Origin of the sequence: Mesorhizobium sp. M0601 (genome assembly GCF_040320845.1) — a bacterium.
In the GTDB taxonomy this organism is placed as follows: Bacteria; Pseudomonadota; Alphaproteobacteria; order Rhizobiales; family Rhizobiaceae; genus Mesorhizobium.
Window position 1 is genome coordinate 60250 of record NZ_JAMYQK010000019.1, and the last position, 21066, is coordinate 81315.

A 21066-nucleotide genomic window follows, 5' to 3' on the forward strand; every position below is an offset into this window, starting at 1 on the left:
TTGTTGGCAGCCTGTTCGCCTGTTGCAGTGTTCATCGTTCGCCTCTACACGCGGCAAGACTCGTCGCGAAACGCTCTGCTCGGGGCAGTTGATTCCGTGGACTGGTTCAGGACATACAATCGCACATGAGTCGCCTCGACAGCTTCATCCGGAGGATGACCGCACAGCGCGACATACTCGATCATGTCTGCGCCGAGGTGGCGAAGATGGAGGGGCCCGTGCTCGAGCTCGGCCTCGGCAATGGCCGGACGTTCCACCATCTGCGCGAGCGCCTGCCCGGACGCCGGATCGTAGCGTTCGACCGCGCACTTGCCGCACACGCCAGCTCAATTCCCGAAGCTGAAAACCTCGTGCTCGGCGAAATACGCGAGACGGCGAGCAGGTTCATTGGCATCGACGCCGCTCTTGTTCATGCCGACATCGGCACCGGCTATGAAGATCGCGATGCAGTGATCTCTACCTGGCTTCCCGATCTAGCCGCGCGCCTGCTTCGCGTCGGCGGCATCGCGGTCAGCGGCACGCCGCTCGATCACCCGCAGTTGCAACGCCTCTCGCCGCCACCTTCGATTGCCGCCGATCGCTATTTTATCTGTAGGCGCGTGTGAGGGGCCGGGACGAGCCAGATTTTCGGGGGCCAAGTCTCCAGGGGCCAAGTCTTCAGGGGATCGTATATACCGCTATCTCCCGGTCAATGCCGCGCAGCGAGACCTCGTGGGGCACGGGCGTCAGCGCGTTCCTGTGTAAGAGATCGGCGGTGAGATTGTCGTCGACCACCGCTCGAGTGGCGAAGATCGCCTGTGCGTTGGCAAGGTTCTGGACCCGCGAAGCAATGTTGACCGTCTGGCCGAAATAGTCCTGTCGCTCATTCATCGACACGGCGATGCAGGGGCCGGCATGGACTCCGATCTTGAGCAGCAGATCCTCGCGCCCGCTCTTGTCGTTGAGCGTACGCATGGCATCGCGCATCCTGAGGGCTGCAGCAATCGCACGATCAGGCGTCGCGAAGGTCGCCATCACCGCATCACCGATCGTCTTCACCACCGCGCCTGCCTCCGCCGTGACGATCTCGTGCAGAACCTGGAAATGCTCGCGCACGAGATCGAAGGCTGAAAGGTCGCCCACCCGCTCGTAAAGCTCGGTCGATCCGCGCAGGTCGGTGAACAGGAACGTCAGGCTGGTGATCTTCAGGCGCTGGTTGATGTCGAGTGTATCCGTGCGATAGAGATCGCGGAACGTCTGGTTGGTGAGCAGGCGCTTGGCGGTCAGGAAGGGCCGGCGTTTTCCCAGGAAATCATGCAATGTCTGGCCGGCGATGAAGACTGTCGGCAGCACGCGGGTGTCGGTCCGGTTTTCCAGCGAAATGCGCAACGGGCCGGGTTGCATCTCCAGCGTCTGGTTCTGGACATGGTCGCGGTCGAAGGCCAAAGAGAGGCTCCGGCGCTCCTTTGTTGGTTCGCCCTTCCCGTCGATGAACTGCGCTGAATGGGTGACCGGCTCGAAGACGATGATGAATTCAGACGGAAGCTGTATGGTCAGAACCGCCTTTTCACCGGGCGCAAGCTCGATATCCTCCAGCGAGAACGCTTCCAGCTTTTTCACGAAATCCTCTTCCGGCAGATCGACGCCGGACGCCCAGTAGATCTGGCGGAAATATTCCGCCACCGGCAGTTCGTGTGGATTGTGTGCGGCAATCCTGCGCACGCGGGGACTGACGGTGAATGTCACCTCGACCATCTCGTCGAGAGTCGGTGAATAGCCCTCGGAGCACAGCGCGCAGGTGTATTCGTCCTTTTGCAGGGTTTTCAGCGTGGCGTTGGTGTCGAGCACACCGCCGCAGCCGGGGCACAGAACATTCCAGGAAATGTCGAAGATGCCCACCCGCGCCGCATGGAGAAAGGCGCCTATTGCACGCTCCTCGTCGAGGCCATGCTTGCTGGCGAAGGCTGGCGCATTGATGCGGCAAAGTTCGCGGTCCTCGCCCTCCGCGATGGTTCGCTTGATCGCGTCGATCGCCTGCGGATCGACATCGGCCGATCGTCGCAGAAGTGAGAATAGATCCTGAGCTTCGTTCATCGTGCAGGCTCCGGAAAATGCACCTCGAGGCGTTTTGACCGGACCGATCTTTGGTCCGAGTGTTCCATCTTACTTCGAAACGGACCGTACGGCCATTCGAATGGATAAGCCTGGTGACCGTTCAATTTCCATTCGGCGGATTTTAACCGGCCGCAAGCAGCACTATGATGGTCCATGGAGCATTCATCTTTGGGATTTTCTCCCATGCCGACATCAGACAATCCGCCATTTCCCGCGGTCCTGCGCCTTTTTTCTGCGGGGGTCATCGTCGTCCTGATCGTAGGCGCCGGCCTGTTTTTCATGCCTGCGCTGGTGAAACCGGGCTGGCCTTGGGCCGTCACGCCGTTCAATGCGCGCTTCCTCGGTGGCTTCTACACCGCCGAAATGGTCGTGATGGCGGCACTGCTGGTCTGGAATCGCTGGTCGCCCGGCAGGCTCGTGCTCGTCATGGCCTTCATCTTCACCGTCATCGTGTCGGTGGCTTCGTTCATCAATCTCGGCTATTTCAACTTCGAGCGCAAAGCGCCCTGGCTGTGGTTTTTGGTCTATCTTGCTTCGGCCGCGGTATCCGGGCTGTTCCTGTGGCGGGCCAGGGCCCGTCCTTCTGCAAAAGGCGTGACCTTAAATCCCGCATGGCGCGGCTACATGCCGACGGAATCCGCGATCCTTGGGCTCTATGGCGTCGGCCTGTTGCTGTTTCCCCTGACATTCAGTGGCATCTGGCCATGGCCGATCGATGCCTTCCACGCTCAGGTCTACAGCGCCATCTTCCTCGCCGGTGCGGGCGGTATATATCTCGTCTGGAGAAGCGCGCCGCGCGAGGAACTGCTGGTGCTCGGGTTGGCGCAGTGTCTGGTTGGCCTGCTTGCCATCCTCGGCGTCGTCATCACCGACGCTGCGGTGCACCGGATCGACTGGACGGCGACCGGGACATTGGGCTGGCTCGCCCTTTTCGGCTGGATAGGCATCAGCGGCGTCTTCAAACTCCACGCCGCCTCCCGGTATTTTTAGCCCGCAATCGGCATCATATAGGTCAGAGACGGCTGGATTTTCGGGTGGCGTCCGGTGCATCGTACCGGGCCGCTTGCCTTCGCCGGGAACGCCATGACCAGCACGACCTCGCCACCCGCCGAGAAAATCCAGCCGCTGCTGCGGTCCGTCCGGCCAAGCGATGCGGAGGCGCTTTGCGCTATCTTCAACATGCCGGGCTTCCGCTGGGGCACGCTCAGGATGCCTTTCGAGATGGTGGAGCAGGTGGCGCGGCGCATTGCCAAGTCCGGCCCGGAAACCACCTGGATCGTTGCCGAGCTGGACGGCAAGGTCGTCGGCCATGGCAGCCTGGTCGTGCAAGGTTCACCGCGCCGTTCGCACATCGGCGAGATCAATATCGGCCTTGACGATGCCTTTGTCGGCAAAGGTATCGGCTCTGCCATACTTGGCGCGCTGCTTGACGTGGCCGACAACTGGCGCGCCCTGAAGCGAGTCGAATTGACCGTCTATGCCGACAACGAAGCGGCCCTCCGTCTCTACAAGAGCCACGGCTTTGAGATCGAAGGCCGGCATGTGAAGGCCGGCTTTACCGACGGGCAGTACCACGACCTCCTGAGCATGGCCCGGCTGCGGTTCTAAGATCCGCTGTTTGCCTTAGCTGTCTAGCCTATCTGACAATTCGTGCCGAGGCAGCGAACAGGTGATTGCTCAAGGAGAACTGCGTAGGATACTGTCATTTCGTCTCACACCATCTTGATCGAGTTGACGATCTATGTAGGCCGGCCGCATCCAGCAAGTCTGGTCTCGCTTGGCGTTTACACCGCAAGCGGCTAGACGGGACCAATGACCGCCGTCTTTGATCCAATCCCTACCCCTCCGCGGGAAATTCTGGCTGTGCTGTCGCTGCTCTGCCCGGAGGTCGTGCGCGACATCGAGCAGAACTGGAATGCACCGGTTTCCGATTACGCCCGCCATCTGTGGCGGCCCGTGGCAAGGCCTGCATCGGGCCCGGCGATCGCTGCCCGCTCGATCCTGCGCGAAGTCCTGCATCAGCGCCTCGGTAGGATCATGCAGCCTGAGGAGATCGGCAAAGCCCTCGACGAGTTCGAGCACAGACCGGTGATTCAGTCCGGCCTGCACTGCCTGCTTCTGATGGACCGGATCACCTTCGATGCCCTTCTGCTTGCCTGGCTCGGGGCGGTCGAAAACGGGCTGTCGGCCTTCGTCGGCTTCATGGGAACGACGATGACCATGGAGACAGTTGGCCGGGAGGGGCCGGGATGGCTCGATGTCGGCGACGACAAGGTCAACCTGTTTGGCATGGGACGCCACAAACTGTGCCGCAAAAGCGCCTGCGTGGCCGGTCCCGTCTCCCTCAACAAGCGCGCGCTCGAAGCGGTGGGCGATGAAACGGATGGCAGCCGCTGGCTGGGCACACTGCTTGCCAGCCGGGACAAGGTGTTTGAAACCGCCGCCGATGCGCTGACTGAACTGAATGAGGATCTGGTCGCCAATTGGGATCGTGCCAGCATGGCCCTGCCGGTTTTCGTCGATGATCGGGTCGCCGCGGCTGCCATGGCGCGGCATCTAGAATATGACGGCAGCCTTCTTTCCAGGCTGCTGATTGAACCCGCAAGACGCCAGCGTCTCGAACATGCATGGCAAGAGGCCGCATCGAGCCCATTTGGCAGATTCCTGCCCAATGCCACGGACTATTTCTGGGGCATCCGCGAGGAGCGCGTGCGCAAGCTCGTTCTCGAGAACGGGCACCTGATCGAGCCCGACAGGCCGCAAGGTCTTTCCATCCCGTTCGAGCGGCCGTATCTCAGGCAGGCGCTGCTGGACGGCGTGCTGCTGCCGAACTTGTTCCTGACGTTCCTCGTCCTTGCCATATTGCCGCGCGTGCGGGTCGTGGGCGGCCTGAGACAGATTGGCTATGTAGCGCTTTTCCACTCGATCCTCCTGGCCGTGCTGGACGAAAACGTGCCGGAAGAGCGCGATCTGGCCGCGGAACTGCAGGTTCGGGAAAATGCCTGGGGCATGCGGGTCATCGATGAAAAGATCTCAGTCCGCGAGCAGCTTGCCGTCCTGCCGGAAGGAGCGCTCTTCCCGGACCTGCTCCGGCAATACCGATTGCGGACATTTGCCGAGACGACCGACGACCTGAAACTGGTTCGCGAAAACGCCAGATGGCGCAAGATCGGCCAGGCAGAGATCAAGCCGACCTGAGCCTAATTCGCAACCGCAAGCGACGGCGATCCATCGGGGAGCCTCTGGCGTCTGACCCCGCCGCACAGGCCTCACCTGTCATTGCACCACACCGCCCTTGCGGAGCCCATCCACCACGTGTTCGAAATCGACCGGTTCTTGTGGCAGACCAAGACTTTGTAGCGGTATCCAGCGAATAGTCGCGATTGACGCGAAGCACCTCCTGCCATGGCGCGCGGGCCTCGGCGAAGCGGCCCAGATGACCGTAGCTGGCGGCCAGAAACGCGCGCGAGACGTCGGTGACAGCGTTTGCGAGCCAGCCGTTGCATCAGAGGTCATGGGTAGCGGTCTGCCACCGGACCCACACGGATCGCCCGCTGCCGCTTGCCCGCCGACGGCTATCGGTGCATCCTTGTGAATAGCCTGGCCGTGAAGTGCGAGCGAGATCACGCCGTCACGGCCACTAGTGAGGTCTTGTTCGATGGACTGCTCGGGCTGCGGTTTCGAGATTGAGGGCGGTTACGCCTTCTGTCCGAGGTGTGGCAGGCGCCAGCCCGTGCCATGCGCCAGTTGCGGCTACACCTGCGCACCTGATTTCGAGTTCTGTCCGAAATGCGGGGCAAGCGTCGGTGCGCCCGCAAAAGCCGTCGAACGGCCTGCTCCGGCACCAAGCCGGACCATTGTGTCGCCTTCTCGAACTCCGTCGCTGCTTCCGAACATCGAAAGCGAAGAAGGGCTGCATCCCGTCTCTGACGCCGATCGCCGGACGGTAACGGTCCTGTTCGCCGACCTTTGCGGCTTTACGACACTCAGCGAGCAGCTCGACCCCGAGGTCATGCAAGCGCTGCAGAACAAACTGTTCAAGGAATTGACGGCGGCCGTGCGAAACTTTGGTGGGTTCGTCGACAAATTCATCGGCGATGCGCTGCTCGCTTTGTTCGGTGCGCCGGTCGCGCATGAGGACGATCCGGAACGCGCGCTTCGTGCCGCTCTCGACATGATCGCCCGGACGGCGCGGCTCGGCGAAAGCACCCCCCACTCCGGCTCGCCTCTGTTACTCCACATCGGCATAAACACTGGTCCGGTCGTTACTGGCGGGTTGGGCATCGGCGCCGCCAGATCCTATTCCGTGACCGGCGACACAGTGAATACCGCGCAACGCCTGCAATCGCTGGCCGCACCGGGTGAGGTGCTGGTAGGCGAGCTCACTCACAGGCTGACCCGGCATGCCTTCTCTTACGAGTCGCTGGGTGATGTCGTGTTTCGCGGCAAGGCTGGCAGCGTGCTCGTTCATCGACTGGACGCACCGCTAGCGGTGCCGCGTGCAGCGCGCGGGCTCGAGGCGCTCGGCCTCAGTGCGCCGCTAATAGGTCGTGGGGCGGAGCTCAATAGAATGATGGCGAGCCTTGACCAGGCGTGCGGCGGCTCGGCCCAACTTGTCCGCCTCGTCGGAGAAGCCGGCATCGGGAAATCGCGGCTGGTGAAGGAGTTCGTCGCCCGCGTCGGCGACGAGGAGCGTTTTCGCAACGTCGCCGTGCGGCAGGCCACGTGCTCACCGCTGGGTGAACAATCTTTTGGCGCCTTGGGCGCAGTGGTGCGCAGCGCTGCCGGGATGATGCAAAACGACAATGGGGACGAAATGCGGGGGAAGCTCGCAGGCTTGCTTGCCGATCTCGGCCTGCAGGGCGAGGAGGCGAAGCGGCTGATGCCTTTGCTCTACCATGTGCTTGGCCTTGGCGACCCCGATGCCACCTTGCAGCATGTCGAGCCCGAGCAGCTGCGGCGGCAAATTCTCTACGCAGTCCGCACAATCATCGAACGGCGGCTTGCGTTGTCGCCGCTATTGATTGTCGTCGAAGACCTGCACTGGGCGGACGCCGTGTCGCTCGAGGCACTACGTTTCGTGATGGACAGGTTGGAACGCACGCGGTTGATGTTGCTGGTCACGCATCGTCCGGCGCCGGACAACGACCAGCTCGACTCAAGTCGGGTCAGTCACACAGCGCTCAGGCTTCCGCCACTCAACAATGATGACGGACGCAGCCTGCTGGCAGCGCTTTTCGGCGAGAGCTGGGTAAGCTCCGCGGGAGGGCTTCTCGACCAGATCCTCGAGCGCGCGGGCGGCAACCCCCTTTTTGTAGAGGAAATCGTTCGCGGCCTTATCGATCGCGGTGTACTGGTGCGAGAGGGCCAGCGATGGCGGACTGTGGCAGGCGAAGTCGCAACCGGCATCCCCGCCACTATCCAGGCAATGTTGCTTGCCCGCGTCGACCGGCTGCCCCAAGAGGTGCGCCGGTTGGCCCAGGAGGCCGCGGTAATCGGCCCGCGCTTCGATGCCACACTTCTGAAAACCGTGACAGCCGACCCCGGCCGGCTCGAAGCCGGCTGCGAACTGCTTTGCGATGCGGAAATCATCGAGGAAGTTGCCGGATCAGGCTCGGTCTCGTCTCAAAGCTACCGCTTTACGCAAACATTGCTGCAGGACGTGATCTACCAGAATCTGCTCCTGCAACGCAGGACCGAAATCCACGGGCGGATCGGTGCTGCCTTGGAGCAACTGTGCGGCGACGAGCCGGAACGGCTCGAGGATTTGACCGTGCTCGGTCATCATTTTGCACAGAGCGCCGAGCGGGAGAAGGGCGCGCATTACCTGCAGGCGGCAGGCGATCGCGCTCGCATGATATATGCCAACGACGACGCCCTTCGTTTCTACGAGCGAGCACTGACTGCGTTGGGCGCGATCGGGCAAACACCGCTCAAACTGGCAATTGCAGAGCGCATTGCCGATTTGAGCGGCCCGGCAGGCCGCCGCGAGATCGCGCACCACCACTACGAGACGGTGTTGCAGGCATACCGCGAGTCAGCCAATCGCGTCGCCTCGGCGCGAGTTTTGCGTAAGATCGGTCGGCTACTCTGGGATGTCGGCAAGCGGGACAAGGCAGAACCCCGCTATGCTGAGGCGGCAGCACTCCTCGATGGAGCGGATGCCCCGATCGAGCAGGCGCATCTGTGGCAAGAACGTGGCCGACAGGCGTTCCGTAGCGGAGATCACGCTCTCGCGGCAAAATGGGCAGACGCGGCGCTGGATTGCGTAGGCACTCTGATAACGGAGCATGTCTCCGAGGTAAGGTGTGATGCCACTCTTGTGACCGCCGAGGCACTCAATACCAAGGCTGTCGCGCTGGCTCGCCTTGGGCGAAACCGTGAGGCCGTGCGTCAGGTTGAGCGTAGCATTGAATTGGCCGAAGCCGCCGGTCTGCTGGGCGCGGCCTGCCGCGGCTACACCAATCTCGGCGTGCTTTACACGACCATCGATCCCGCAAAGGCAATGGAGGTCTGTCGGCGCGGTCTTGAAGTGGCGCGCCGTATTGGTGATTTGGGTTTCCAGGCGCGCCTCCTCGCCAATCTGGCGGTCGCTTGTTGTACTTTCACGGATCGCTGTCCAACGGAGGGCGTACCCGCTGCCGAGAAGGCCATCGAGATCGACCGGGCGCTCGACCAGCGCGAGCACCTGCCGGTGCCTTTGATCGTGCTTGGGCAAATCCACCAGTGCAACGGCCGCCCGGACCTGGCGGTTGGGTTGTTCCACGAAGCACTGGACGTAGCTCGCGAAACGGGCGAACCCCAACTGCTGTTTCCGTGTTATGATGGTCTCGCAACGCTTAATCTCGATCTCGACAATCTGGCCGAGGCCGAACGCTACTTTTCCCTGGCGCAGGGTATATGCGCCCAGCACGGGCTCGACCCGGAAGCGCTTGTGGTGCTGCCTTTTCTCGACTAGCCGGGGTTGGAGGTTGGAAATGTCCGCGCGTAGTGACTTGGTGCCGCTTCAACCGGGCGACCGTGCGCCAAACGTGGTACTCGACGCCATTACCCAGGAAGGCAAGATCGCGCTTGACGATTTTCGCGGCCAAAAACCGGTGCTGGTCGGCCTGTTTCGAGGTCTGCATTGCGCGTTTTGCCGGCGCCATATCGCCGCCCAGGCGCGGCTTGATCCGGAGCTGCGCGAAAGGGGCGTGGAGAGCCTGACGGTGGTCAACACGCCGATCGAACGGGCGCGTCTCTATTTCCGCTACCATCCGATGCCGAATCTGCTTGCGGCCTCCGATCCTGAACGCGCTTCACATCGTGCTTTTGGACTGCCCAATCTCGAATTCACCCAAAACGAGACGAACTGGCCGTACAAGGTCTCGATGGCAGCGGCAAAGGATATGCGGGTCGACATACCAGGCGAGTTGCCCGGTCCTATGGATCCTCTTGCGGCCAGTGAAATGCTCAACAAGAGGGACCATTACGAGCTGACCGAAGCCGACGAGCAGATGCTAGCAACGGGACACGGACAATTGGTCGGTCAGTTCCTGCTGGACCGGCAGGGGATCGTCCGCTGGAGCTTCACGGAGGTTCCAGAGGGTGGGCGATACATGTTTGGGGCGCCAAGCCCGCAGGAGCTGATGTCAGCCGTATCCGAAGTCGCCCAATAGACTTGCGAACGAGGTAAGCGGGCGGGACACGGAACAAAAAAGCGGAACCAATTTGGTACGAATCTAGACACTGACAAGTTCACGGTTCATGCGAGCACGGCCTCGACAACGGCAACAAAGTCATCGAGCGAACGATCCCCACGAATCTCGATGCGCGGAAGGTCGATGGGATCGCAATCGAGGTCCGCCGGTCCGTGTCTGCCGCCGAAGCCGATTCGATAGCCGCACTCCTTGGCCAGCCTGCCAAGCCGTCGGTCGGTGACAGAGAAGGGTGCCGCGAACGCCGCGGTTGGCCGACCGGTCCACCGTTCGATGAACATACGAGAGCGCAGGAGCTCGGCGGCCAAGTCAGAGCTCGACAGACCATCAATCGCGCGATGCGTCGCCAGATGGCTTCCGAAGAACGCACCTTCGCCGGCGAGGCGTCGCACCGTCCCGGCGTCCATAAGCTGCGTCGGCGGGCCGCTGTAGGCGTCCCACTGTGCACTTTCACCCACCAAGTCCGTCACCAGGAACACTTCCGCGGTCAGGTCGTTCGCGCGCAAGGCCGGCCAGGCATGGTCGGCAAAGTTCTGGAAGCCGTCATCGAAGGTGATGAGCACTGGGCGGCCAACGAAAGGCTGACGGTTGGCGATGAACCATTCCAGCTGCTCGGAGCTAATCGCGTGAAAGCCATTGGCGCGCAGCCATGTCATTTGGCTGGCGAATGCGGCGGGCGCGAGCCGAAAACGGGCGAGCGCGGCCGGACCTTCATCGGAGACACTGTGATACATGAGGACAGGGATACGCTGCCGCCGCTCGCTATGTGCGACGTCGCGGCGCAAGGCCCGCGCCCCGCCCCAGACGATATTTCGTGCGACTCCGATTTCGACGGGTGCGCGGATTGGCACATGATCTATCGTCGGTTCCGTCGCCACGTCGCCTGGTGACAGGCGGCGGAAGCGGTCTATGCGGTAGAGCTCGGTCTGGATCGATTGCTCGAGAACGAGGCCGTGGCCCGCTGCCAGCGTCTCTGAGATCGCTTGTGCACCGAATGTGTTCCAGTCGAAGCCCGTCCTTTCAACATTGTCTCGTAGCACGAATGCGTGTGCGCTGATGAAACTGCCGCCAGGCGCCAACGCCTCAACAAGTTTTTTGGCGATGCGCCGCAACTCGGTGAGATCGTCCAGGTAGTAGAGCACTTCCGAACAGACGATCAGATCCATCTCGCCCGGCAGCGTGTCCGCAGAAAAATCCAGTACGCCGAACTCAACGTTCGGCTGATCACTGCATCGCGCGCCCGCCCGCCCGACGGCTACGGCGGAGATGTCAGTTGCGGTCAAATGGCCCACGCGCGGCGCCAGCTGCCGCGTGAAGTGGCCCTCCGCGCAGGCCAGCTCAAGCGCCCGTCCGATGGGACCGGCAGGCAGAATTTCGAGCTGCCGCTCATATTTTTCCTGCTCATAGGGCGAACCGTAGTTCCAGGGATCCTCGATCGCAAAATGGCGATTCCAGAAAGATGTGCGGTCATTGTCGCGCCCATCCGCGGCCCGTGCACGGCGCGGCGCTGCAAAAGGCTCTTTAGTTTCGGCGCTCGACCGAACCAGCGCCTGCGCTTCCGCGGCCAATCCCGCAAGTTTGCCGAAATGGCTGTCCTGATCAGACCGGCGTCGCGCCATGGACAACAATGCCTCGGCTGCAGACATGTTTGACTTGTCGGCACCGGCGCCCTTTTGCGGTGCATCTACAGGCGATCGCCTCGCAAGTCGCGCGGCACTGTGCATAGGCCGCTCAGAGGGCAGGAAATTCAGGATCAATTCAATCCAATGACGCCTCGTCACTCTCCCGAGTACGCCGAACTGCACGAGAGCCTCGATCTGGCCATCCATCATCAGATGGGCATAGATTTGATCGATTCCTTTCGGTACTTCGATCGAGGCCGGATTTCGCACGTCGACACGAATTCCAAGTGTCCGCGCCAGCCTGCGCGGCGCGGCAAGATCGTCGACATCGAGCAGCATTTGCTCAAAGTGATACTGCACGCGGCGAGCCGCGTCCGGATTATTCCAGACCTTGCCGAGTTCGAGGATCAACTCGGTGAGGGAAGCGCCGAACCTGTCCCACCTGGCAGCCAATTGCGCTGGCACCGACAGGCTTCCTACCATAAGGCCATCGACGGCCACCTTGGCGATCTCACGCGCCCACTTACGTCCTGCTGGGAGCGCGCGCAGGGACTGCGGGTTGATCGAGCGCGAGCCGCAGCCGCAATCCGATGCGGCGTTCCACAACGCGAACCACGCGAGTGCTTCTGAAGCGGTGTGGCCGTTCGCGTCGGTCGCTCCATTGGCGTGAGCCGATGCCGGGTGTTTGACCCTGGGATCGGCGGAAAAGCCGCGAGCGATCACGACTTCGCCATCTGCCAGCATCTGCGCCGAATTGCGGCTGAGCGCGTTGGGGCTGGCCCGATAGAAAGCGAGCGGCTCGTCGACCATCACCCAATTTTTGCCTAGACGTGCGAGGCGCTGCCACAGATCCCAGTCCTCGCAGGTGCGCAGCGACACGTCGAAACCGCCCAACTCGACAATTATCTCCCGATCGACCAGCAGCGCGTGAGTGCGGACGGCACACCGGCGGGCGAACGTTTCGAAGGGTTGAATCGCAACCTCCGTTGCGATGCTCGACGCCGTGAGTTCGCCATCGGGCATCACGCGTCGGGAACCGCAATAGGCAGCCACTGCATCGGGAGCGGATTTCAGTGCGGCCAGCATTTTGGCAAGGAAGCTGGCATCCACCCAATCGTCCGCATCCAGAAACATGAGCCAGTGGCCGCGCGCCTTCGAAATCCCGCTATTGCGCGCGCCGGCGGGGCTATGCGCGCAAGAGCTCAACATCCGAAATCGGGCATCGTGCTCTACATAACCGGCGATGATCGCAGGGGTGCGGTCCGTGGAGGCGTCGTCGACGATGATCGCCTCCCAATCCATTATTTCCTGATCAAGAAGACAATCGAGTGAGCGCGCCAGCGTTACCTCCGCGTTGTGCGCAGGAACCACGATTGAAACCAAGGGATCATGCGCCACGCCGTCTTACCCGCGCCTGGTTCGAGGTAGAACAAGATGTGTTGAACTTTCTCGGCGTAGGCCGTCACAATCGACGCCGATCAGTCCGTCGACCCATCGTCCATCGCCACTATATCCAGTATCTGGCAGGTCTGCCGGCGGATGCCGGCAAGCATGGCGCCGACGGTTTGCTCGGCATTGAGCATCGGTACCACACCGCGTTGCGGTAGCATCCTGGATCATCGAGCTTTCGTTTTCTTCGGCAAGAGTTGGCAAATGTCAAAACCGGATGACGGCATCGGCTGGCAGCACTGCCCTGTCAAGATAAGGGCGAATTAGAGGCGGGCAAAAAAGACTTGAACACAGGCTGAATGGCAGCGCGAATGCCCGACGGCTTGGAGCTGAGGTCGATGCGCCAGGGCATCTCCGCTCTCGCATTTCATCTGCATAAAGATGATCGCGGGCGAAGACGCGAGCGCGAGCTGATCCGGATCGAGCCGCATGTCGAAATCTACCCGAATGGGGACGTTCGAACCGACTTAAGCCGAGAAGATTCCGGCTTGCGGGTCGACAATTTTACTGGCAAGTTTACCAGTTGCTAAATTAGCGCTGTGGCAATGTTCAAAAGAAGGGGCATGGGATGGCCAAGGAATCTTCGAGTACCGCTTCTTCGGCAAATAAAGCGGACGCAAATCTGATAAGTAATGCAGACGGAAGCGGGCTGACCTTCATGGCGGGCCAGGCTCGCGAGAGTGGGGCCCCCGGCGACGCTGTAGGTGTCGACAAGATACGTGATCTGCTGTTCGGCAACCAGATGCAGGACTATGACCGCCGCTTTTCCAAGCTTGAAGAACGGGTCTTGCAGCGCTTCAAGGATGTCGAATCCGAGGCCAAGCGCAATCTTGAAATGTACGAGTCAAATGCAAAGAAGCAGGTCGACTCGCTTGCGGCGCAATTGCGGAACGAAAAAGACGCGCGAGCCGACGCCGATAAGGAGATTGATCGGAATCTTCGCGAGCAAAATCAGGCGCTCGAAAAGCAGGTGCGCGCGTTGTCGGATCAGTTGAGCGAGCTTGAGCGGGAAGTTGCGGACCGGATAAATCGAAACGATCATTTGCTACGTGAGGAAATCAAGCAAAAGAATGAAAGCATTCAGATGCTGATGGAGAAAATGTTTTCCGATCTTGGCAATGTCAAGACCGACCGAAATCTTTTGGCTGGCCTGTTTGTTGAGGTTGCAAAATGTCTAAATCAGGATCCCGTCGGCAGCAAGAACAACTCGGAGCGTACCTGGAAAGTGAGTTGATCGGAACTTGACGTCGACTGTCGGCCCAATCAGCCTCCCTCAAAGAGCAGCTTCGAACGATACAGAGATTGATCGCGAGGCGCTGGCTCGCCTTTTGATCGAAATTGCCCGGAACGTTGATCCGGACTATCGTGCGCGTCTCGACGGAATCCCAACCGCCGACCCTCGCATGGAAACGCTGCGCCAGTTGCTGGTCGGCCGCGAAATTTCGGAGCTTTCACGAGTTACGCACCTGCTCGACGAACCCGAGCAGCTTGCGGCTGCAGTGGGGAGCGTTCTCCCCAGTGCAGCCGCACGTGCGCCTCATGCGCAACTCGGAGAGGCCCTTGCGCCAGCTGTCGAGAGGGCCGTGCAACGGTCCATCCAGAAGAGCCCGCGTACGCTGACGGATATATTGTACCCGGTGTTTCTGCCGGCTATTCGCAAGTCGATCGGCGAAAAGATCGACCAGACCTTTCAATCGTTGAATGAAACTTTAAGACATATATTTACCTGGCATGGGCTCAAGTGGAGACTTGAAGCTTGGAGAACAGGAGCAAGCTTCTCAGAAGTTGTTCTTAAGCATTCTCTTGTTTATCGTGTAGAACACGTCTTTCTAATCAATCGCAATTCCGGGCTTTTGATAGCGCATGTAACTGCCGATAATGCAACTAGCGAAGATCCTCAACTCATTTCTTCTATGCTTAGTGCAATTCAAGATTTTGTAAAAGACTCATTTAACGAGAAAGAACAGAGCGGCCTGGATACCATTCGTTTCGGAGAGCTTCGTCTCTGGTCGGAAGTTGGACCGTTTGCGACTCTGGTTGCGGTGATCCGGGGAAATCCGCCGGAGGAATTACATGAAATAATTCGCGATGTATTGCTTCGCATCCATGATGAATGCTCACAGGCTCTACAGCAGTTTGACGGCGACAGTTCGCAGTTGGCCGGCGTAGAGACGCAGTTGCAGACCTGCGTTGAACTGAAGCAGGAGGAATCAAACCAGGGATTTCCGTGGCTGGTCGTGGCTGCAGTCCTGCTGGTTTTGATTCCGGCAGGCGGTTGGTTCTTTCTTTCCTGGCAATCCGTGCAGCGCTGGCAGACCTATGTGTCGCGACTGGGGACCCAGCCGGGCATCATCGTTGCCGAACAAAAGGTGCGTGATGGCCAATTCTATATTGCCGGTCTGAGAGACCCGCTTGCCGCCGACCCGCAGTCGCTGTTGGCCGGAACGCAGGTCGATCCCGCCCGCGTTCATTCACAGTGGCAATTCTATCAGAGTCTTGATCCGGAGTTCGTATTGAAGCGGCTAACGGCGTCGCTGGTTCCGCCGGATTCAGTACGACTTTCGATCGTCAATGGTCGCATCGTTGCCGAGGGTGAGGCTCCCAACACCTGGATAGATCGGGCGCGCGCAGCGGCCCAACAACTTTCGGCAGGCGGACCGGAATTCGACATCTCCAGGGTTCGTGATGTGAGCCCCGAAGCACGCGCGGCGGAGCACTGGCAGACTTATGTGTCGCGACTGGAGGCCCAAGCGGGAATCATCGTCGCCCAACAAAAGGTGCGTGATGGCCAATTCTATATTGCCGGCCTGAGAGACCCGCTTGCCGCCGACCCGCAGGCTCTGCTGTCCGGAACGGAGGTAGATCCCGCCCGCGTTCATTCGCAGTGGCAATTCTATCAGAGCCTTGATCCGAAGTTCGTCCTGAAGCGGCTGATGGTATCGCTGACCCCGCCGGATTCAGTACGGCTTTCGATCGTCAAGGATCGCATCGTTGCCGAGGGTGAGGCTCCCGACATCTGGATAGACCGCGCACGCGCAGCGGCCCGACAGCTCTCGGCAGGCGGACCGGAATTCGACATCTCCAAGGTTCGTGATGTGAGCCCCGAGGCACGCGCGGCGGAGCACTGGCAGACTTATGTGTCGCGACTGGAGGCCCAAGCGGGAATCATCGTCGCCCAACAAACGGCGAGGGGGGGACATTTCTATATTTCCGGCCTGAGAGACCCGCAGGCCGCCGACCCGAAGGCTCTGCTGTCCGGAACAGGGGTCGATCCTGCTCGCGTTCATTCACAGTGGCAATTCTATCAAAGCCTTGATCCGAAGTTCGTGGTGAAGCGGCTGATGGCGTCGCTGACTCCGCCGGATTCAGTACGGCTTTCGATCATCAAGGATCGCATCGTTGCCCAGGGTGAAGCTCCTGCCGCCTGGATAGATCGGGCGCGGGTCGCCGCCCAACAGCTGTCCGCGGACGGACTCTCTCTAGAACTCTCCGAGCTGCGTGAGTTGACCCCTCCGCAACTCACTCATTTGAGGGAGGCTATTCAAGCGGTCAACATTTTCTTCGATTCTGGCAAGGCTGTACCGGGACCAGAGCAACTGCCGGTTCTCGACAAATTGGCGAATCAGTTGAAGGAATTGGCCGAGGACGCCCGCAAGGCAGGCGTAACAGCACAGTTCATGTTGACCGGCCATTCGGACGAGACGGGCCGTGAAACGGCCAAGTTGTCGATCAGCGCCGCGCGCGCGGAGACAGTTCGTGCGCTTCTCAAGAAGCGCGGCGTCGATCCGGAGTTGCTCTTGGTTCGCGGCGCGGGCACCTTTGAGCCAGCGGAGATTGAAAATAGCCGAACCGGGAACTCCGCCAACCGCAGAGTTTCGGTTACGGTAAACTTCCACTAGGCGGAGCCCAGGATATTGCAAAAGAAGATCTGCATGTTGGGCGGGTTCGCTGTCGGAAAGACGAGTCTGGTTCGCAGGTTTGTGCAAAGCATCTTTTCAGAAACCTACTTGACCACGGTGGGAGTGAAAATCGACAAGAAGAGTGTCGCATTCCCGGACAAAACCGTGGATCTGATTTTGTGGGATTTGGCCGGCGAAGACGATATCGGCTCATTCCGCGTCAGCTATGTGCGAGGTGCGAGTGGGCTCGTGCTTGTCGTCGATGGAACACGCGCTGCTACTCTTGCCGTTGCGCTCACGTTGCGCGAGCGGGCCGAGGCTGAATTCGGCGCTATGCCGTTTGTATTGCTGTTCAACAAATCCGATCTGGCCGATCGGTGGGCAATATCGGATAGTGAAATTGACGAACTGAGGCAACTTGGATGGCAAATCTATCTAACAAGTGCGCTTTCGGGCGAACATGTTGATGATGCGTTTCGTCAACTTGCTTCGATGGTTAGCAAATAAACCATGAATGTCTTGCCAAGAGAAGTTAAAAGCTGGATTTACGATTTCTTCTACAACGAGCGCTCGGTCGCATATCTGAAAATCGACGCCCAGCTTTGCATAGCTGCGAAGGGCGGTAACGTTAACCATTACGGACTCTCGTCAGTTCGCATAGGTAAGCCTGTTGCCGAGCAGCTTGAATTCATGGAAGGTTTGTTGCCCTGCCCGGAGCTTCCATATGATATGGCCATGGTCGAACTGCCCAGCGGGCGTGTCGCGGACCTCCATCTTTTTGCTGACAATGCCTGCGTGTGGCTGCTCTTTCTTGACGCCACTGCCGAACGCGACAATAGGCAGCGGCTTCAACAGAAGGCTTATGAAATGACGCTTCTGCAAGAGAGGGAGCGTCAACTCAACGAGAAATTACAATCGACAAACGAGGCGTTGAGGGCGAGCCAAGAGGGATTGTCGCGTGAATACCAGCGCGCCGAAGCCCTACTCCTCAACATTCTTCCGGCGTCGATCGCGGAGCGGCTAAAAGCGCACGAACAAATTGCAGACAACCATGCGGAGGTGAGTGTGCTTTTTGCCGACATCGTCGGCTTTACGGAAAGAGCGCGGAGCGTCGGAGCCGTGACGACGCTCGCTATTTTAAATTACTTCTTCAAGGCGGCGGATCTGCTCTCGGAGCGATACGGCTGCGAAAAGATCAAGACAATCGGCGATTGTGTGATGGTGGTCGCTGGCCTGCCCACCGCGCGATCCGATCATGCGGAAGCCCTTGCGCACTATGCACTTGAACTGCGGAAGGCGGTTAAGCGCGAACGCTTCGCAGGAGAACCGATAAGACTCAGAATTGGAATTCACTCAGGACCAATCGTGGCGGGCGTCATAGGCAAAAGGCGGTTTGCCTATGACCTATGGGGCGACACCGTTAATCTCGCCGCACGTATCCAAACGTCCGCGGAGCCCGATGAAATCCGCATTTCGGATGCAACTCATCAACTGCTTGGACCAAATTTTGCTTGCGACCCACTCCAGGAAACGGAATTGCGTGGTACAGGTCGTGTGCGAATGTGGCGGCTCCCGGCCTGATTTGCCGCATGGCAGTGCCGACCCGGAAGCGCATTGCATCTCAAGCAACATCATGGTTTCGAATGTCCGCAGCGGTGCGCGAAGCAGTTGACCACCGAGTGACCGCCAAAGGTCTGTCCTGGTCATCTCAGGAAATCAGTTCCTGAGATTTAACGTCGATGCCCAGTTCATAGAACGGCCGGAGGCCTGGGCCGAGGTCGGAATGCCCTGCCCCCGGCGGCTAAATAAACACCGCCACGTACCCGGCACAGCGGTCTGGCTCGGAACGATGACGTCTTGCACCGCAACATCGGTTTCTTCAAGGTAGGGCAACAACGGACATAGATGTCGTTGCTCGCCGATCTGATCGGAAGGTTAACAGCACGATGCCACTCATGACTCGACGATTGGGAGCCAGGAACCTGGCGCGCCCGGCGCGGCGTCTCGGAGACCTGACTGCGATGTTTGCCCTGATTGCCAGGCCGCTCGTCTTTGGGATCGCCCTTTTGTTGGCTGGTCAGGCGCAAGCGCAGGCGCCGGCGACCGTCCCGCCTGAAAGGGTCAAACAATTGTTCGAGCTTCTCGACGATCCGTCAGTGAAGGCCTGGGTGGCCGAACAGCGAAATCAGGACGCCGGGTCAACGGGAGCGCCCGCCGAGAGAGGGGCTTCGCCGACCGACGCATCGTCCGGCGCCGTGGCCGCACCAGGCCAGATGAATACGATGGCATCCTCGACGCTCGATGGGATCAGGCATCATATCGAAAGAATCGTGCGAACTTTGCCCTTGCTGCCAGGCCAGTTCGCGCGCGTTCGGGCAGAGACGATGGAGGATATGTCCAGCAGGGGGCCCGCCGGCGTATTTGTGCTGATTGCAATGTTCATTGCTGCCGGCCTGGCACTCACTTGGGCAACGTTCAAGCTCACCCGTCCATTTCGTCTTTGGATTATCGCGCAACCGAAGGATACGCCCGTTGGGCGAGCCAAGAAGATTGGTGGCCGCCTGCTTTATTCCAGCATGCTGATAGTCTCTTTCGCACTGGGCAGCGCCGGCGCGTTCATGTTGTTCGACTGGCCGATGCTTATCCGCGAGATTGTACTGACATTTCTGATGGCGGCAGTCGTTACATGGGGTGTGCGCATGTACGTCATGGCCACGCTCGTCCCTTCCTTCATGAACGTCGAGAACGCCGTCGAGGTTCGTGCTTTGCCGATCACCAACGAAGCGGCTGACCATTGGTCCTATTGGCTACCCCGGATCGTCGGCGTCTTCGCCTTCTTCGGCGCCGCGTTTATCCTCTTGCCAGGTCTCGGCATCGATCAGGACGGAATGATGGTCCTGTCACTGGGCGCCGATTTCGTGCTGCTGCTGCTCCTGCTGCTCGCCATTTGGCGTCGGCCAAGAACGCAGCGAGACGGTGCGCGCCACATCGGTCACACGGAAGCGACATGGCTATTGGCTGCTTATTTCGTCGTCCTGTTCCTGCAGCGTATCGCCGGCCTTTATACATACTTCTGGTTCACCTTCGCCGCATTCTTCCTGCCTTTGGCAATCGTGGTGACGCAGCGCGGGGTCAATTTCGTTCTGCGGCCAGGTTCGGAAGATGTCGGCCGGCCCACGATCCCGGCGGTGACGATCGCTGTCATCGATCGCGGAATCCGAATGATTTTCATCCTGGCGGCGGCTTACCTTCTCGCACGTGTCTGGGGTCTGGACATGCAATCCATGCGGGACAGCGATACGACGACAACATTCATATTGCGCGGCTTGATCAATGTCGTGGTCATTGCCCTCGCCGCCGACTTCGGCTGGTCGATCATCAAAGCTTTGATCGAACGAAAGCTGGGCATCGAAACACCGCACCCTGTGATCAGCGACGACGACGTCCCGATCCTCGATCCGCAGCAGGCACGGCTGCATACGCTCTTGCCGATCCTCCAGAATATTCTGCTCGCATCGATCATCGTGATGGCGGTGCTTATGATGCTCGCCTCGCTGGGTATCCAGATCGGCCCATTGATCGCCGGCGCTGGCGTCGTCGGCGTCGCCGTGGGCTTTGGGGCACAAACCATTGTCAAGGACGTCATTTCAGGCGTGTTTTTTCTGCTCGATGATGCGTTCCGTGTTGGCGAATACATTTCATCGGGCAATTACAAGGGTACTGTGGAAAGCTTTTCGCTGCGCTCGGTGAAGCTGCGCCACCATCGTGGTCCGCTGTTCACAATACCTTTCGGTGAACTCGGGGCAGTCCAGAACCAGAGCCGTGACTGGGTTATCGACAAATTCAACATCACCGTTGGTTATGACACCGATATCGACTTCGCTCGCAAGCTGATCAAGCGGATCGGCCTCGAACTGGCGGAAGATCCCGAGTTCAAACACTGGGTGCTCGACCCGATCAAGATGCAGGGCGTACAGGAGTTCGGCGAATACGGCATCGTATTGAGGGTCAAGGCCACAACCAAGCCGGGAGGTGCCTTCGGTATGAAACGCAAATTCTATGTACGCCTCCGCCAGGTCTTCAAGGAGCAGGGCATCGAACTCCCATTTCCGACCGTCCAGGTCCAGGGGCTACAGAACCAACATGGGGCAGAGAATGCACCGTTGGAGATCACGCCCGAGTTGAAAATGGCCGTCGCGCAGTCGCACACTATTCGGCGCAGAAAAAAAGCCAGCACAACGGAATAGAAGAGCTGCGACACCTGCTGGTCACAGCGCGGCTTTCCGCGCATCGCCCATGGCAGGG

The 21066-nt window shown here is 59.8% G+C and carries 14 protein-coding genes and 1 pseudogene; 11 read left to right on the forward strand and 4 right to left on the reverse strand.

Annotation, left to right across the window (positions count from 1 at the left end):
- Positions 1-125: 125 nt before the first annotated feature.
- A complete protein-coding gene (locus NKI41_RS18375) occupies positions 126-605 on the forward strand; it encodes a class I SAM-dependent methyltransferase (RefSeq protein ID WP_352470885.1) in 480 nt (159 codons plus the stop codon).
- Between the two features lie 52 nt (positions 606-657).
- Here the strand turns inward: NKI41_RS18375 and NKI41_RS18380 are convergent, their stop codons facing one another.
- On the reverse strand, positions 658-2073 hold the full coding sequence (locus NKI41_RS18380; RefSeq protein WP_352684416.1) for an adenylate/guanylate cyclase domain-containing protein: 1416 nt from the start codon (positions 2071-2073) through the stop codon (positions 658-660).
- Positions 2074-2277: 204 nt separating this feature from the next.
- Between NKI41_RS18380 and NKI41_RS18385 the strand changes: the two genes are divergently transcribed.
- From NKI41_RS18385 to NKI41_RS18395, 3 genes are all read left to right on the forward strand, one after another.
- Positions 2278-3084 (forward strand): hypothetical protein, encoded by an 807-nt coding sequence (locus tag NKI41_RS18385; protein WP_352684418.1) that lies wholly within the window; start codon positions 2278-2280, stop codon positions 3082-3084.
- Positions 3085-3177: 93 nt separating this feature from the next.
- Positions 3178-3702, forward strand: coding sequence for a GNAT family N-acetyltransferase (locus tag NKI41_RS18390; protein WP_352541941.1), 525 nt, complete (start codon positions 3178-3180; stop codon positions 3700-3702).
- 204 nt (positions 3703-3906) lie between these two features.
- On the forward strand, positions 3907-5292 hold the full coding sequence (locus tag NKI41_RS18395) for a hypothetical protein (RefSeq protein WP_352684420.1): 1386 nt from the start codon (positions 3907-3909) through the stop codon (positions 5290-5292).
- Positions 5293-5370: 78 nt separating this feature from the next.
- Here the strand turns inward: NKI41_RS18395 and NKI41_RS18400 are convergent.
- Positions 5371-5581: pseudogene (locus NKI41_RS18400) on the reverse strand (adenylate/guanylate cyclase domain-containing protein); the annotation flags it as partial.
- A gap of 171 nt (positions 5582-5752) precedes the next feature.
- Here NKI41_RS18400 and NKI41_RS18405 point away from each other — a divergent pair.
- Both NKI41_RS18405 and NKI41_RS18410 read left to right on the forward strand, forming a co-directional pair.
- The gene (locus tag NKI41_RS18405; RefSeq protein ID WP_352684422.1) at positions 5753-9052 is read left to right on the forward strand and encodes an adenylate/guanylate cyclase domain-containing protein; all 3300 of its coding nucleotides are present in this window, start codon (positions 5753-5755) and stop codon (positions 9050-9052) included.
- 19 nt (positions 9053-9071) lie between these two features.
- A complete protein-coding gene (locus tag NKI41_RS18410) occupies positions 9072-9752 on the forward strand; it encodes a peroxiredoxin-like family protein (RefSeq protein WP_352684424.1) in 681 nt (226 codons plus the stop codon).
- Positions 9753-9838: 86 nt separating this feature from the next.
- Here the strand turns inward: NKI41_RS18410 and NKI41_RS18415 are convergent, their stop codons facing one another.
- Positions 9839-12811, reverse strand: coding sequence for a trifunctional glycosyltransferase/class I SAM-dependent methyltransferase/polysaccharide deacetylase (locus tag NKI41_RS18415; RefSeq protein WP_352684426.1), 2973 nt, complete (start codon positions 12809-12811; stop codon positions 9839-9841).
- 80 nt (positions 12812-12891) lie between these two features.
- A complete protein-coding gene (locus NKI41_RS18420) occupies positions 12892-13023 on the reverse strand; it encodes a glycosyltransferase (RefSeq protein ID WP_352684428.1) in 132 nt (43 codons plus the stop codon).
- Between the two features lie 407 nt (positions 13024-13430).
- Between NKI41_RS18420 and NKI41_RS18425 the strand changes: the two genes are divergently transcribed.
- The 5 genes from NKI41_RS18425 (at position 13431) to NKI41_RS18445 (ending at position 21008) form a co-directional block, all read left to right on the forward strand.
- Positions 13431-14096: a DUF3450 domain-containing protein gene (locus NKI41_RS18425; protein ID WP_352470876.1), complete on the forward strand. Its 666-nt coding sequence runs from the start codon at positions 13431-13433 to the stop codon at positions 14094-14096.
- Between the two features lie 7 nt (positions 14097-14103).
- Positions 14104-16761, forward strand: coding sequence for an OmpA family protein (locus NKI41_RS18430; protein WP_352684430.1), 2658 nt, complete (start codon positions 14104-14106; stop codon positions 16759-16761).
- A gap of 15 nt (positions 16762-16776) precedes the next feature.
- A complete protein-coding gene (locus NKI41_RS18435; RefSeq protein WP_254818889.1) occupies positions 16777-17268 on the forward strand; it encodes a Rab family GTPase in 492 nt (163 codons plus the stop codon).
- 3 nt (positions 17269-17271) lie between these two features.
- Positions 17272-18342, forward strand: coding sequence for an adenylate/guanylate cyclase domain-containing protein (locus NKI41_RS18440; RefSeq protein WP_352614629.1), 1071 nt, complete (start codon positions 17272-17274; stop codon positions 18340-18342).
- A 440-nt stretch (positions 18343-18782) separates the two neighbouring features.
- On the forward strand, positions 18783-21008 hold the full coding sequence (locus NKI41_RS18445) for a mechanosensitive ion channel family protein (protein ID WP_352684432.1): 2226 nt from the start codon (positions 18783-18785) through the stop codon (positions 21006-21008).
- The last annotated feature ends 58 nt before the right edge of the window (positions 21009-21066 follow it).

What these genes read in the sequence shown, in the direction of transcription:
- NKI41_RS18425 (WP_352470876.1), top strand. Translation starts at nt 13,431, where the DNA reads ATGGCCAAGGAATCTTCGAGTACCGCTTCTTCGGCAAATAAAGCGGAC.
- NKI41_RS18440 (WP_352614629.1), top strand. Translation starts at nt 17,272, where the DNA reads ATGAATGTCTTGCCAAGAGAAGTTAAAAGCTGGATTTACGATTTCTTC.
- NKI41_RS18420 (WP_352684428.1), bottom strand. Translation starts at nt 13,023, where the DNA reads ATGCTACCGCAACGCGGTGTGGTACCGATGCTCAATGCCGAGCAAACC.
- NKI41_RS18405 (WP_352684422.1), top strand. Translation starts at nt 5,753, where the DNA reads ATGGACTGCTCGGGCTGCGGTTTCGAGATTGAGGGCGGTTACGCCTTC.
- NKI41_RS18380 (WP_352684416.1), bottom strand. Translation starts at nt 2,073, where the DNA reads ATGAACGAAGCTCAGGATCTATTCTCACTTCTGCGACGATCGGCCGAT.
- NKI41_RS18395 (WP_352684420.1), top strand. Translation starts at nt 3,907, where the DNA reads ATGACCGCCGTCTTTGATCCAATCCCTACCCCTCCGCGGGAAATTCTG.
- NKI41_RS18375 (WP_352470885.1), top strand. Translation starts at nt 126, where the DNA reads ATGAGTCGCCTCGACAGCTTCATCCGGAGGATGACCGCACAGCGCGAC.
- NKI41_RS18390 (WP_352541941.1), top strand. Translation starts at nt 3,178, where the DNA reads ATGACCAGCACGACCTCGCCACCCGCCGAGAAAATCCAGCCGCTGCTG.
- NKI41_RS18410 (WP_352684424.1), top strand. Translation starts at nt 9,072, where the DNA reads ATGTCCGCGCGTAGTGACTTGGTGCCGCTTCAACCGGGCGACCGTGCG.
- NKI41_RS18385 (WP_352684418.1), top strand. Translation starts at nt 2,278, where the DNA reads ATGCCGACATCAGACAATCCGCCATTTCCCGCGGTCCTGCGCCTTTTT.
- NKI41_RS18445 (WP_352684432.1), top strand. Translation starts at nt 18,783, where the DNA reads ATGTTTGCCCTGATTGCCAGGCCGCTCGTCTTTGGGATCGCCCTTTTG.